Raw genomic sequence first — 14,469 nt, 5'->3', positions numbered from 1 at the left:
ACTAACAAGTGATGAAGTTGCAATCCAATTTATGCTAATTCACCATTAACTAATGGCACAAATTTTACCGTTTCAATATTTTCTGAACTAAAACGCTCGCGATGACGGGTGATCCGCATCAATTGCTGTGTGTTCTCTCCCACTGGTAACACTAACACCCCGCCATCGACCAGTTGGGATAAAAGTGCCTCGGGTACTGTCGCTGCGGCAGCGGTCACCATAATGGCATCAAACGGGCTACGGTTAGACCATCCTTGCCAGCCATCGCCATATTTGAATGACACATTATGTAGATCGAGCCGTTTTAATCTTTGCCGAGCTTGAATTTGTAAGCCTTTAATACGCTCTATCGTACAAAGCTCTGGCACTAACTGGGCTAATATGGCGGCTTGATAACCCGACCCCGTTCCGACTTCTAGCACCTTTTTTGGCATATTACTGAGTAATAGTTCGGTCATTCTGGCAACGATATAAGGCTGAGAAATCGTTTGACCTTGACCAATTGGCAAAGCGGTATTTTCGTAAGCTTTATGGGCTAACGCATTATCGAGAAACATTTCACGCGGGGTTTGCGATATCGCCTTTAACACGGCTTGATTACGGATCCCCGCATCAGAAAGCTTTTTAGCGAGATTCACCGCCGATGTTAAGGCAACTCGAGTCATATTTTATCTACCCAATTCTGCAATACCGATAATTGTCTGTAGGCTGTGAGATCAACTGTCAAAGGGGTAATTGACACATACCCATTGGCAACTGCATGAAAATCTGTCCCTTCGGTAGCATCTTGTTCAAGACCTGGTGGGCCGAGCCAAAAAATCTCTCGCCCCGCAGGATCTTTTGTCCGCACTATGCCTTCAGCTTTATGCCTTGCGCCAAGCCGAGTCACTCTAATCCCTTTAATCTCATCAAGCGGTAAATCTGGTACATTGATATTTAAAATTTGATCGCTCGCTAATGGGTGTAATAAAAGTCCCTGCACGATGCGCCGTGCATAAACAGCCGCAGATTGATAATGCTTAAACTCTCGGCCATTGAGAGAAATAGCCACTGCTGGAAAGCCTAAAAATCGCCCTTCCATTGCCGCAGCGACGGTCCCAGAATACAAGGTATCATCACCCATATTTGCACCGGCATTAATGCCAGAAACGACCATATCGGGTTCACCATCACAGAGCTCGCGGATAGCTAAGTGAACACAATCTGTCGGCGTACCATGTACAGAAATATAACCATTATCTAACCTATTAATTCTTAATGGATTAGTCAAGGTTAGTGAGTTACTGGCCCCCGAACAATTACGATCAGGCGCGACTGTCATCACGTTGGCTATTTCAACGAGTGCTTCTGTTAAGGCTTTGATGCCAGGAGCATTTACACCATCATCATTACTAACAAGAATGCGGATCATGATGCAGCGTCATCACTACCGTTAACAGCGTTAGCCTCTGACGTAACTGTTGCTTGCCACTGCTGCTCTTTTACATCCTGATAATTAACCAGTTCCCTAAGTAGAGATGTCGCAAAGCTACCCGCGGGTAAAATAAACTCTAACACTAAACTATCTTCTGTTATTTCGTATTTAAGCCCTTGAGGCTCAAGCAGTAATGGACGACGTTCCTGCTCCAATCCTGCATGTTCCAAACCATAGCAGTCATCGCTAAGCTCACTCATCGCTAAGGTTTCCATCGCCGCGGCTTCGCCTTGAGGCAACATCATGCCACGACCCCACAAAGGTGCTGATAGTTGAATATCTTTTTCAATCAGACGTTTCAACACCACCAGATCCCATTCGGGTGTCACGAAGAAACTTTTGCTACCCGCCAACATCACACAATCACCCGCTAAAGGTTTAGTACCATGGTTGGCTAAGCGGTATGACACGACGGTATTAAACAAGTTTGAGCGCACAGCAGATAAATACATGCTGCGTTTGTTTCTGTCTTTCACTTTTTTACCCGCCAACATTTGGCGTCCCATGACGAGATTTTTACCATCATGGCCAAAACGCTGCTCACCAAAATAATTGGGGACACCGATTTGACTCACTTTCTCAATCCGGCTAATGATATCTTCAGCGTGAGTGACATTACGCAAAGTCAAAATAAAGCGATTACCCAGTAGTGCACCGATGCGTAATTTTTTGCTATGGCGACTACTAGAGAGAAGCGTTAATCGTTCACTGTTAAGTTCTGCCCAAGCGGGAGTTTCTTTACCCGGAATGCGTACACCAAACCATTGTTCAGTAATGGCATTTTTATCTTTCTGGCCCGCATAGGTCACTTCCTTTGGATGCACCTTTGCAAACTTGGCAATCATTTCTGCCACTTGAACCGTATTCAGCCCGTCTTTACGGATATGTAAGAGATGATGTTCCCCTTCTCCTGTTGGGCTAAAGGGCAAAATCTCTTTCACGATAAAATCGCTATTTTGAGTACGTAAATCGGCAGTGCCGAGTGGTTTGCCATATAAGTAATGCAGTTCGCTCATGGGACTTATCTATCTCGTTAATTAATCTTGTTTACGGCTCATCAACACAACTGCTTCTACCGCAATGCCTTCTTTACGTCCTGTAAACCCTAACTTTTCAGTAGTGGTGGCTTTGACGTTAATATCATCCAATTCGGCCATTAAATCGGTGGCAAGCACTTGGCGCATAGCTTCAATATGGGGTGCAATTTTGGGCGCTTGGGCAATAATAGTGACATCAACATTACCTAGTTCAAAACCCCTTTGCTTTGCCAAATCATAGCAATGACGCAATAATACGCGGCTATCAGCGCCTTTATAGGCGGTATCCGTATCGGGAAAATGTTTGCCTATATCTCCGAGAGCCATCGCTCCCAGAATGGCATCAGACACTGCATGCAACACCACATCACCATCGGAATGTGCGACGAGCCCAGTCTCATAGGGTACTTCAACACCACACAATATTAAGGGCCGAACTTCGCCAAATTTGTGAACATCGAAACCATGACCGATACGGATTTTCATTTATTATTTCCTAACTTACTTTAGTAACATGCTAGATAAACTATTTTGCAACGCGCATTAAAAAGAGTTCAGCCAGCTCCAGATCATCGGGATGTGTGACTTTGATATTGTCGGCACGGCCAGAAACCAGCCCCGGCGATATCCCTGCCCATTCCATGGCAGAGGCTTCATCCGTAACCGTTACACCAGCTAGGATTGCCGCTTGAAGATGCATTTTCAACTCAGATGTTGGAAATAATTGCGGCGTCAACGCATGCCATAAATTATCGCGGCAAACAGTTGCACTTATTTCCCCTTTTTGATTAGCACGCTTCATCGTATCACGCACTGGCATTGCCAATATCGCCCCATGGGGGAAATCGGCACGTGACACAAGTAATTTATCGATATCAACCAAGGTTAAACAGGGCCTTGCTGCGTCATGTACCAAGGCCCAACTATCTTCAGGCGCTTTCATCAACGCCGCCAACACTGAATCAGCACGCTCACCGCCACCAAGCACTGTGATAAGTTTTGGATGTTGCGCTTGTGGTAATGCGTAAAAAAATGAGTCATTAGGATGTAGTGCAATAATCACTTGGGTGATTTGTTGATGCGACAATAGTGTATCTAACGTATGGGCAAGAATACTTTGACCTAATACCTCAAGATATTGCTTGGGTTTATCGGCCCCCATGCGGCTACCAATTCCTGCTGCGGGCACGATCGCGACAACGCTTTGGGGATCTGGATTTGCTTTTATCATCATTTGCGGCTGATGTTCTAAATGGGGTCTTTCTTCTAATGCGATATCCATACGCATTCACTCCGTCACTGAGAAGGACTCGATACTGAGCGTTCACCACCCACCACACGGTAGAAAGTTTCACCTTCTTTTACCATACCGAGCTCGTTACGCGCGCGTTCTTCAATGGCCTCAGTACCGCTTTTAAGGTCGATAATTTCTTCTTTCAGCACTTGGTTACGCTCATTGAGCTTATCGTTACCTTCTTGCTGAACCGCAATATGTTTTTGCAAGACAAAGTATTCGGGCAGACTGTTGCTTCCCGACCATAGCCGATATTGCAATAAACCGAGTAGCACTATGAGTGCAATGACAAAAAATTTCATGGAGGAATTAGCGTCAGTATCTTGGATTAATAAAATATACCGCAGATAGTACAACAAAAAAGGCCACCAAGTGGTGGCCTTTTTGCATCAAACGTTAAATTACGCCTGACCTTTGATCTCTTTCAAACCACGGTATGGGGCTTTTTCACCTAATTGCTCTTCGATGCGCAGCAATTGGTTGTATTTAGCCACACGGTCAGAACGACACAGTGAGCCCGTTTTGATTTGACCTGCCGCTGTACCCACAGCTAAATCGGCGATGGTCGCGTCTTCAGTTTCACCACTACGGTGTGAAATCACTGCGGTATAACCTGCTTCTTTCGCCATACGAATGGCCGCTAAAGTCTCTGTCAATGAACCAATTTGGTTAAACTTGATAAGGATTGAGTTAGCAATGCCGTTTTCGATTCCGCGGGTTAAGATTTTAGTGTTGGTTACGAATAAATCGTCGCCCACTAATTGGATCTTGTCGCCCATAATTTGAGTTTGGTAAGCCCAACCATCCCAATCTGATTCGTCTAAGCCGTCTTCGATAGACACGATTGGATATTGATCTGCCAATGATTTTAAGAAATCAGAGAAACCGTTCGAGTCAAAGACTTTACCTTCGCCCGCTAAATCGTATTTACCATCTTTATAGAATTCAGAGGCGGCGCAGTCTAGTGCCAGAGTCACATCGGTACCTAACTTGTAGCCCGCCAGTTCAACCGCTTCTTTAATCACAGCTAACGCATCAGCGTTTGACGCTAAGTTAGGTGCAAAACCACCTTCGTCACCCACAGAAGTGCTTAGGCCTTTGTCGTGTAATACTTTTTTTAACGTATGGAAAATTTCAGCGCCCATGCGCAGTGCTTCACGGAAGGTTTTTGCGCCAACAGGTTGCACCATGAATTCTTGGATATCAACGTTGTTATCCGCGTGCTCGCCACCGTTTAAGATGTTCATCATAGGCACAGGCATAGAATATTGGCCAGGGGTGCCGTTTAATTCAGCGATATGCGCGTATAAAGGAATACCTTTAGATGCTGCGGCTGCTTTGGCTGCCGCTAAAGACACAGCCAGAATCGCGTTTGCGCCTAACTTGTCTTTGTTTTCAGTGCCGTCTAAGTCGATCATGATTTGATCAAGCTCAGCTTGTGCAGTGGCATCTTTGCCTAGTAACGCAGTGCGGATGACACCGTTGACGTTGGCAACGGCGGTTAACACGCCCTTGCCTAAATAACGGCTCTTATCGCCATCACGTAATTCTAACGCTTCGCGGCTACCGGTTGATGCGCCAGATGGCGCTGCCGCCATACCCACAAAACCACCTTCTAAATGCACTTCGGCTTCAACAGTTGGGTTACCACGAGAATCCATAATCTCGCGACCAATCACGTTAATAATCTTAGCCATATTACCCTCGATTTAAGTTTAAAAATAAAAGAAAAAACCAATACCTATGGGAATAAACAGATGCAAATATCGGCAAAAACGTCGTTTATTGTTCCATCTATCGGTGTATCATTTATACACATGGGTACGAGTTCTTTTCATATCAAAGCGGCTTGAGTGTAACAAAAGGCCAGTCCCACTGTCGCGGTTCTGGCCTTAAATATTGTTACTTCAGATCACGTTTTTGGTGTGCGCTCGCTGCGGCAATAAAGCCTTCGAACAATGGGTGACCATCGCGTGGCGTTGAGGTGAACTCAGGGTGGAATTGACCCGCAACAAACCATGGGTGATCTTTTAATTCGATCATTTCTACCAGCTTGCGATCGGAAGATAAACCACTGAACACCATTCCAGCTTGCTCTAAGCGTTCTCTGTACTTGTTGTTCACTTCGTAACGGTGACGATGGCGTTCAATACAGCTATTGCCTTTGTAGGCTTGTGCCGCTTTAGAGCCTTCAAGTAAATGGCACAATTGTGCGCCTAAACGCATAGTGCCACCTAAGTCAGACGCCTCATGGCGTTGCTCAACATTACCTTCCTCATCAACCCATTCAGTGATTAAACCTACTACTGGGAATGGCGTTTCTTTATTAAATTCAGTTGAATGAGCATCAGTCATACCAGCAACATTACGGGCAAACTCAATCAGAGCAACTTGCATACCTAAACAAATACCGAAATAAGGTAGTTTGTTTTCACGGGCAAATTTTGCCGCCAGTATCTTACCTTCAACACCACGCTCGCCGAAGCCACCTGGTACTAAGATACCGTCTAAGCCCTGTAGGACTTCATCGCCTTTAGCTTCTACGGTTTGTGAATCAATATACTTGATGGTCACAGATACGCGGTTTTTAAGGCCTGCGTGTTTTAATGCTTCGTTGACTGACTTATAGGCATCTGGCAGTTCAATGTATTTACCCACCATACCAATCACGACTTCGCCGTTTGGATTAGCTTCTTGGTAAATCACATTTTCCCACTCAGATAAGTCAGCTTCACGGCATTCTAAACCGAAACGCTTAACCACTAAGTCATCCAAACCTTGTGAACGCAGCAGTGCTGGGATTTTATAAATACTATCAACATCTTTTAATGAAATAACCGCACGCTCTTCAACATTACAGAATAGAGAAATCTTCGCGCGCTCGTTTGCTGGAATTGCGCGATCGCCACGGCAAATCAACACATCGGGTGCAATACCAATAGAACGCAACTCTTTTACTGAGTGTTGAGTTGGCTTAGTTTTCACTTCGCCAGCCGCACCTAAGAAAGGCACTAAGGTTAAATGCATGAACAGAGTACGATCGCGGCCAAGCTCAACGCCGAGCTGACGGATAGACTCAAGGAACGGCAAGGACTCGATATCACCCACAGTACCGCCGATTTCGACGATAGCCACATCATGGCCTTCGCCACCTGCTAATACTTTTTCTTTAATCGCATTAGTGATATGTGGAATAACCTGAATGGTTGCGCCCAAATAATCGCCACGACGTTCTTTACGTAGTACTTCTTCGTAAATACGACCAGTAGTGAAGTTGTTACGACGATTCATCTTAGTACGGATAAAACGCTCGTAGTGACCCAAGTCGAGATCTGTTTCTGCACCGTCTTCAGTAACAAATACTTCGCCATGTTGGGTTGGGCTCATGGTACCCGGATCAACGTTAATGTAAGGGTCCAGTTTCATGATGGTTACATTGAGACCGCGGGCCTCTAAAATTGCAGCTAATGATGCTGCTGCAATGCCTTTACCTAGTGATGAAACAACGCCACCAGTAACGAAGATATACCTTGTAGTCATGCTGAACCTGAGAAAATGAGTTTGAAAATACGTGCTTGTAAGAAAGCACTAGGACGGGGCAGTAGTATACCAAAGGCGGCGCGATTCGACAAACACCAATCGGGATAATTTGCCGTTTATCTCGTCTCCGTCGCTTTTACTCGGTCCCAATAGGCATCAAGCTCCATTAATGTGTGCTCTTCCATGCTTTTACCGCTGTCACTGGCCAACTGTTCAACGCCGCGAAAACGGCGTTCAAATTTAAGATTGGCTTGGCGCAACGCTTGTTCAGGATCGACCTTAAGATGTCGAGCTAAATTCACTACGGCAAACAGCAAATCGCCCATTTCGGACTGCACTTTAGCTTGGTCGTGCTCTGGTTGCTTCACCTCATGCAAGACTTCATCGATTTCTTCATGGATTTTAGCGACCACGGGCTCAAGCTCGGCCCAATCAAACCCGACTCGCGCCACCCTTTGCTGAATTTTGATTGAACGTGACAGCGCGGGTTGTGAGCGAGGAATATTGTCTAGCGCTGAAACAATAATATCGGCTTGGGTTTCACCCGCCACTTGCTGTGCCTTTTGTTCACGCTCAATCGCTTTAATCGCCTCCCAATTGGCTTTCATCGCTTTGGCGCTATCGCCAATTTGTACATTTTGCTCACCAAACACATGGGGATGACGACGGGTTAACTTGTCGCTGATTTTCTCAATCACGCTCGAAAAATCAAATAACCCCTGCTCTTTGCCGAGCTGACAATAGAATACGATTTGAAATAACAAATCCCCGAGTTCATCGGGTAACTCATCCCAGGCTAAACGTTCTATGGTATCGGCAACTTCATAGGCCTCCTCTAAGGTAAAAGGCACTATGGTTTGAAAGGTTTGCGCTTTATCCCAAGGACAGCCCGTGTGCGGATCACGCAGTTTTTCCATTATTTTAAGTAGCGGCTCTACATCTGTTATAGACAGTTCCGTTGTAGATGGTTCCGTTGTAGAAGTTTCAGTGAGAGAAGGTTCAGTAGTAGAAAATGAGGTTAATGGCGCCGTGTGGGAAGTCATGCTGATGTCCTTTAAAGATAAATGCTAAAACAGGCTAATACTCAGGAAGAACAAAAAGAATACGCCTCAGCAGTGCTTATTAGCGAAAGGCTATAATAAAGCGATGATGATAAGCTAGGTAAAATAAAAGCGCTATTTTGATGCTGAGATCAGATTTTAGTGCCGTATTTCAACTAAGACTTATTTTAACGAAAGAGCGTTCGCTCCATTTCGTAATTCACTCATCTCGTGAGCAATAAATTGACAAGCTTCCTCCCCTGCAAATTCTCATCTATGTCCTGCATACAAGTATTTAGCGCAAGCTATCTTAAATGATAAGATACGCAGCAATATTTCAATGAAGCTAAAACTCACCGAGTGAAGACCTAACAATTTCGGCCAAACTATTACATGTGATGAATACACATGAGGAGCGCCGCGTGATGAATGCGGTTATTCGATCTATTTATTTGATTATACTAGGCGTTTCTCTATTCTATCGTCCTATATTAGGGCGTACGCCTCTATAGATTTCAGCATTACTGGAGACAAAACTCATGACAAACGTGAATGTGGATGTCACGCCGTTAACGACTAAGCCATCACAAGATGGTTTTTATATGCCCGCCGAATGGGCTGCGCAGCAAGCGGTGTGGATGATTTGGCCCTATCGTCCCGATAACTGGCGCGCAGCTGGTGCCTATGCTCAGGCGACCTTTGCCAAGGTGGCCGATGCCATTGGCGCGGCAACTCCAGTGTATATGGGTGTCCCTAAAGCCTTTTTAGCCGAAGCTAAAGCGGTAATGCCATCCCACGTCACTTTGGTTGAAATGGACAGTAACGATTGCTGGGCTCGCGACACTGGGCCAACAGTGGTTGTAAATGATAATGGCGAATGCCGTGGTGTTGACTGGGGTTTTAATGCTTGGGGCGGCCATAACGGTGGTTTGTACTTCCCATGGGATAAGGACGAGCAAGTCGCACAGCAAATGCTCGCGCAGCATGGTTTTGCCCGTTACAGCGCGCCGCTGATCCTCGAAGGTGGCTCCATCCATGTCGATGGTGAAGGCACCTGTATGACGAGTGCCGAATGTTTGCTCAACGCCAACCGTAACCCTGAACTGACAAAAGAACAGATTGAAGACTTACTGCGTGACTATTTGAATGTTAAGCAATTTATCTGGTTGCAAGATGGCGTGTATATGGATGAGACCGATGGTCATATCGACAATATGAGCTGCTTTGCCCGTCCTGGTGAAGTCATTCTGCACTGGACCGATGATGAGACTGATCCACAATATCCACGCTCAAAAGCGGCGCTAGAGGTGTTGCAAAATACCGTGGATGCCAAAGGCCGTAAGTTAAAAATCCATCTGTTGCCACAACCTGGGCCGCTATATTGCAGCGAAGAAGAATCAAAAGGTGTGACCGAAGGCACTGGCGTGCCACGCACGGCGGGTGAGCGTTTAGCAGGTTCTTATGTGAACTTTTTAATCACCAATCATCGCATCGTGTTCCCGCTGCTTGACCCTGCAACCGATGATATCGCCGCCCAAAAACTGCAAGAAATTTTCCCAGAGCATGAGATTGTGGGTGTGCCAGCCCGTGAGATTTTATTAGGTGGCGGCAATATCCATTGTATTACTCAGCAAATCCCTGCTGGAAAGTAACCCAAGGAGAACAGCATGACGATTGATGTCACTGTTATTACACCACAATTGGCTTTCTACGGGAGGGCGTAAGATGTTTGAAGTCACGGAAGTTTCCATTGCCGAGCTGCGTGCTGCGCTCGAATCTGGCCGTACAACTGCTGTTGAGTTGGTGAAATCGTTTCTCGCGCGGGTTGAGGCCTATGACGGCCCTGCGACAAAGACTAAGCTCAATGCGTTAGTGGTACATAATCCCGATGCGCTGAAAGAAGCCGAAGCCTCAGATGCGCGCCGCGCTAGAGGTGAAACCTTAAGCCCGCTCGATGGTATTCCTTACACTGCTAAGGACAGCTATTTGGTGAAGGGACTGACTGCGGCGTCTGGCAGCCCAGCATTTAAAGATTTAGTGGCCCAGTACGATGCTTTTGCCGTCGAGCGCCTACGCGCCGCGGGTGCCATTTGCTTAGGCAAAACCAATATGCCACCCATGGCGAATGGCGGTATGCAGCGTGGTCACTATGGCCGCGCCGAAAGCCCATACAATGCTGATTATCTAACTGCACCGTTTGCTTCGGGCTCTTCTAATGGTGCGGGCACGGGCACGGCGGCAAGTTATTCGGCTTTCGGTCTTGCTGAAGAAACGTGGTCGAGTGGCCGTGGCCCTGCGTCCAATAATGGTTTATGCGCCTATACACCGTCTCGCGGCGTGATTTCCGTGCGCGGTAACTGGCCGTTAACCCCAACCATGGATGTTGTCGTGCCTTATACCCGCACTATGGCCGATATGCTTGAAGTGCTGGATGTGATTGTGGCCGACGATCCTATCACCCGTGGCGATCTCTGGCGTCTGCAACCTTGGGTCCAAATCCCTAAAGCCTCCACAATTCGCCCAGAATCTTATCTGGCGCTGGCGGCTAGCGCCGATACGCTCAAAGGTAAGCGTTTTGGGGTGCCGCGCATGTACATCAATAAAGATGAATTGGCGGGCACCAGCAAAAATCCGGGCATTGGCGGCCCAACGGGTCAACGGATTCATACCCGCCAATCGGTTATCGATTTGTGGGAAGTGGCGCGTAGAGCCATAGAAGCCGCTGGCGCCGAAGTGATTGAAGTCGATTTTCCGCTGGTTTCCAATTGTGAAGGTGACCGCCCAGGTGCGCCGACAGTGTTTAACCGCGGTATCGTCACGCCTCAATTCCTCCATGATGAATTATGGGAACTCTCAGGTTGGGCGTTCGATGAATTCCTGCGTGCTAACAATGACCCTAAACTCAACAAGCTTGAAGATGTGGTTGGGCATTTGATATTCCCTCATGATCTTGGCACCTTGCCTAACCGTGAAGGAGACTTAGCGGCAGGCATGGAAGAGTATGTCAACATGGCCAAGCGTGGCCTTAAATCCTTCGACCAGATCGACAGTATTCCCGATGGTCTGCGTGGTTTAGAGAAGACGCGTAAGCTGGATCTCGAAGACTGGATGGACGAGCTTAAGCTTGATGCCGTGCTGTTCCCGACAGTGGCCGATGTTGGCCCCGCCGATGCCCATGTGAATCCGGCTTCCGCCGATATCGCATGGAGTAACGGGGTTTGGGTAGCAAACGGAAACCTTGCGATTCGTCACTTAGGCGTACCAACTGTGACTGTGCCTATGGGCGTGATGGCCGATATTGGCATGCCAGTCGGTTTGACCTTCGCAGGTCGTGCCTATGACGATAACAACCTGCTTAAATTTGCAGGTGCATTTGAGTCAACAGGTGACAGGCGCATGATCCCGCCACGTACACCAAAGCTTGGTGAATAAGCGCTAAGACAATGCATAAGCCCAAGCACTAAATGCATGAGCTTAAAAATGAAAACGGGATTGGCATCAATTTGCCAATCCCGTTTTTTTAACGCCGACGTCGATACCCTTTCAACAAAGCTAGACTTATGCTGCTATAAAACATGCTGCTGTAAAAAAAGACAGCAACACTTAACGCGTCTTATCTTAATGCCAAGAGCTCTTTTCTGACGATCTCAGCACCTGCACTCAAGGCGTTGAGTTTACCTCTTGTGACTTGATGGGATAAAGGCGTCATGCCGCAGTTGGTACAAGGATAGAGCTTGTCGGCATCGACAAATTTAAGGGCTTTTCGTAGGGTGTCAGCGACTTCCTCTGCGGTTTCAATCGTGTCGGTGGCGACATCAATCGCGCCGACCATGACTTTCTTACCGCGAATGAGTTCAAGTAGCTCCATTGGCACATGGGAGTTGTGGCATTCTAGCGAAATAATATCAATATTAGACTTTTGCAGCTTAGGAAACACTTCTTCATATTGGCGCCACTCTGAGCCCAAGGTTTTTTTCCAATCTGTATTGGCTTTAATGCCGTAACCATAACAAATATGCACCGCCGTTTCGCATTTAAGCCCTTCAATGGCTCTTTCTAAACACGCAATACCCCAATCGTTTACCTCATCAAAAAATACATTAAAGGCAGGCTCATCAAATTGGATAATATCAACACCCGCCGCTTCTAATTCTTTGGCTTCCTCATTAAGAATTTTGGCAAATTCCCAAGCGAGCTTTTCGCGACTTTTATAATGGTCATCATAAAGCGTATCTATCATGGTCATTGGGCCAGGCAGAGCCCATTTAATCGGTTGCGTGGTTTGCTTGCGTAAAAATTTAGCATCCTCAACAAACACCGACTTTTGGCGGCTCACTGGGCCGACAACCGTGGGCACGCTCGCATCATAGCGATCACGAATTTTAACGATTTTACGTTTTGAAAAATCAACGCCGTTAAGGTGCTCAATAAAGGTAGTGACAAAATGTTGCCGCGTTTGCTCGCCATCACTGACAATATCAATCCCTGCTAGCTGTTGATCCTGTAATGACAAACGCAGTGCATCGTGTTTACCGGTAATTAATTCCTCTCCTTGCAATTTCCATGGAGACCAAAGTGTTTCAGGCTCTGCAAGCCATAAAGGTTTAGGCAAACTGCCCGCAGTTGAAGTAGGTAACAGTGCCTGGTTAAGCGATGTTTTATTAAGTCGTGTTTTCATGATAATGATGCCGTATTGGATTAATTATTGAGCGTGACGATTAGGCGCAGAGCGACTAAAGGTAATTAGCAGGCCATTGTTCAAAAAACGTTTGATAGGGTTTGATAAAGTGCTCCGCTGCAAATTTGCCTTGCTCATTCGCCAATTGGCTACGTTCTGCTCGGTCATAAACAATTTGAGTCAGTGAATGATCCAGATTTTTCAAATTAGGTTGATAGCATTTCCCTGCAACAGCATTGGCGTTATAAATCTCAGGGCGATAGATTTTTTGAAAAGTTCCCATAGTGCTGATGGTGCTTATCAACTCAAGATGGGTGTAATCATTGAGCAAATCACCAAAGAAATAAAAAGCTAACGGCGCCACGCTATTTGGCGGCATAAAATAGCGCACCTGTAAGCCCATTTTTTTGAAATATTGCTCAGTTAAAGACGATTCATTTGGTTGATATTCAACCCCTAATACGGGATGCTGATTCTCAATTCTATGGTAGGTTTTATTATCCGACACACTGAGGCAGATAACCGGTGGCTTATTAAAATTCTGTTTGTAAGCATCAGAATTAACAAAAGACTGAAATAGCTTGCCATGTAGTCCACCAAAATCATCTGGAATACTAAATTTGGCTTGGCCCTTATTATGTTCTGCCAGTAATACGCTAAAGTCATAATCGCGTACGTAAGATGAAAAGTTATTGCCGACAATGCCTTCAATACGTTTATTGGTTTTATGATCAACAATATTGGTTTTCAATACTTCAATCGATGGGAAGGTTTGACCGCTGCCGTCAATATCCAAATTAACGGAGATAATTTCAAGTTCGACAGAATAACGATCGCCTTTAGGGTTATCCCAATGCGCTAAGGCATTAAAACTGTTATCAATCATCTTTAACGCGTTGCGTAAGTTCGCTTGGCGATGACTGCCTCTGGCCAAATTAGCAAAGTTGGTCGTGATACGCGTCTTGTCTGAGGGATGATAATTTTCATCAAGACAAATGCTGTTAATCGTAAATGTAAAATGCTTATTCATAGTGATCCAGTATCCCATTGTCTGATTTCAAACCTGAGTTTATGCCCTGTTCTTCTAGCTTCTAGACCCGACTCTGATCGACATTATTCGTGTTCTGTCTGAGTTTCTGTCCTGAGGTTCTTACTCAGTTGTCTCACAGTCTTTTAAGGGCGACTTGCTTTTAACTTAAGTGCCGATGACTTAAGTCCTGATGGCTTAGGTGCAACTTCAAGCTTGTCTAATATTTCGCTTGGAGTCATTTATACGTGGTTCGGCACATGAACAAAAACGGTTTTATTTCACATAGAACATGAGCCATATTCATGATCAATTAGCATGGCTTTGTGGATTAAATAATTCCGTAGAGCTTAATAGCCCCTAGGAGACTGGCCGATTA

The 14,469-nt window shown here is 45.9% G+C and carries 13 protein-coding genes; 2 read left to right on the top strand and 11 right to left on the bottom strand.

The window, feature by feature from the left end; genetic code table 11:
* Positions 1-29: 29 nt before the first annotated feature.
* The 9 genes from SPUTW3181_RS06495 to mazG all read right to left on the bottom strand — a co-directional run bounded on the left by SPUTW3181_RS06495 (position 30) and on the right by mazG (position 8,388).
* On the bottom strand, positions 30-665 hold the full coding sequence (locus tag SPUTW3181_RS06495; RefSeq protein WP_011788611.1) for a protein-L-isoaspartate(D-aspartate) O-methyltransferase: 636 nt from the start codon (positions 663-665) through the stop codon (positions 30-32).
* Positions 662-1,411, bottom strand: coding sequence for a 5'/3'-nucleotidase SurE (gene surE, locus SPUTW3181_RS06490; RefSeq protein ID WP_011788610.1), 750 nt, complete (start codon positions 1,409-1,411; stop codon positions 662-664). The genes SPUTW3181_RS06495 and surE overlap by 4 nt, the downstream gene beginning before the upstream one ends.
* Positions 1,408-2,490, bottom strand: a complete 1,083-nt coding sequence (truD, locus tag SPUTW3181_RS06485) for a tRNA pseudouridine(13) synthase TruD (protein ID WP_011788609.1) — start codon at positions 2,488-2,490, stop codon at positions 1,408-1,410. Before truD ends, surE begins: the two co-directional genes overlap by 4 nt.
* 21 nt (positions 2,491-2,511) lie before the next feature.
* Positions 2,512-2,997, bottom strand: coding sequence for a 2-C-methyl-D-erythritol 2,4-cyclodiphosphate synthase (ispF, locus tag SPUTW3181_RS06480; protein ID WP_011788608.1), 486 nt, complete (start codon positions 2,995-2,997; stop codon positions 2,512-2,514).
* Positions 2,998-3,037: 40 nt separating this feature from the next.
* Positions 3,038-3,745, bottom strand: a complete 708-nt coding sequence (gene ispD, locus SPUTW3181_RS06475; RefSeq protein WP_086022290.1) for a 2-C-methyl-D-erythritol 4-phosphate cytidylyltransferase — start codon at positions 3,743-3,745, stop codon at positions 3,038-3,040.
* A 62-nt stretch (positions 3,746-3,807) separates the two neighbouring features.
* Positions 3,808-4,107 carry a cell division protein FtsB gene (gene ftsB, locus SPUTW3181_RS06470; protein WP_011788606.1) on the bottom strand — a complete coding sequence of 100 codons (300 nt, stop codon included), beginning with the start codon at positions 4,105-4,107 and terminating at the stop codon, positions 3,808-3,810.
* A gap of 99 nt (positions 4,108-4,206) precedes the next feature.
* A complete protein-coding gene (gene eno / locus SPUTW3181_RS06465) occupies positions 4,207-5,502 on the bottom strand; it encodes a phosphopyruvate hydratase (protein ID WP_011788605.1) in 1,296 nt (431 codons plus the stop codon).
* A 205-nt stretch (positions 5,503-5,707) separates the two neighbouring features.
* Positions 5,708-7,345, bottom strand: a complete 1,638-nt coding sequence (locus SPUTW3181_RS06460; RefSeq protein ID WP_011788604.1) for a CTP synthase — start codon at positions 7,343-7,345, stop codon at positions 5,708-5,710.
* A gap of 116 nt (positions 7,346-7,461) precedes the next feature.
* Positions 7,462-8,388 carry a nucleoside triphosphate pyrophosphohydrolase gene (gene mazG / locus SPUTW3181_RS06455; RefSeq protein ID WP_011788603.1) on the bottom strand — a complete coding sequence of 309 codons (927 nt, stop codon included), beginning with the start codon at positions 8,386-8,388 and terminating at the stop codon, positions 7,462-7,464.
* A gap of 536 nt (positions 8,389-8,924) precedes the next feature.
* Between mazG and aguA the strand changes: the two genes are divergently transcribed.
* Complete coding sequence (gene aguA, locus SPUTW3181_RS06450) at positions 8,925-10,037, top strand: agmatine deiminase (RefSeq protein WP_011788602.1); 1,113 nt, start codon at positions 8,925-8,927, stop codon at positions 10,035-10,037.
* Positions 10,038-10,110: 73 nt separating this feature from the next.
* Positions 10,111-11,817, top strand: a complete 1,707-nt coding sequence (locus tag SPUTW3181_RS06445; RefSeq protein ID WP_011788601.1) for an amidase — start codon at positions 10,111-10,113, stop codon at positions 11,815-11,817.
* A 181-nt stretch (positions 11,818-11,998) separates the two neighbouring features.
* Here the strand turns inward: SPUTW3181_RS06445 and SPUTW3181_RS06440 are convergent, their stop codons facing one another.
* Positions 11,999-13,063 (bottom strand): methionine synthase, encoded by a 1,065-nt coding sequence (locus tag SPUTW3181_RS06440; RefSeq protein WP_011788600.1) that lies wholly within the window; start codon positions 13,061-13,063, stop codon positions 11,999-12,001.
* A 55-nt stretch (positions 13,064-13,118) separates the two neighbouring features.
* Positions 13,119-14,093 carry a DUF1852 domain-containing protein gene (locus SPUTW3181_RS06435; RefSeq protein WP_011788599.1) on the bottom strand — a complete coding sequence of 325 codons (975 nt, stop codon included), beginning with the start codon at positions 14,091-14,093 and terminating at the stop codon, positions 13,119-13,121.
* Positions 14,094-14,469: the final 376 nt, after the last annotated feature.

Origin of the sequence: Shewanella sp. W3-18-1 (assembly GCF_000015185.1) — a bacterium.
Lineage (GTDB): Bacteria > Pseudomonadota > Gammaproteobacteria > Enterobacterales > Shewanellaceae > Shewanella > Shewanella putrefaciens.
This window is presented reverse-complemented; position numbering and strand designations above follow the sequence as displayed.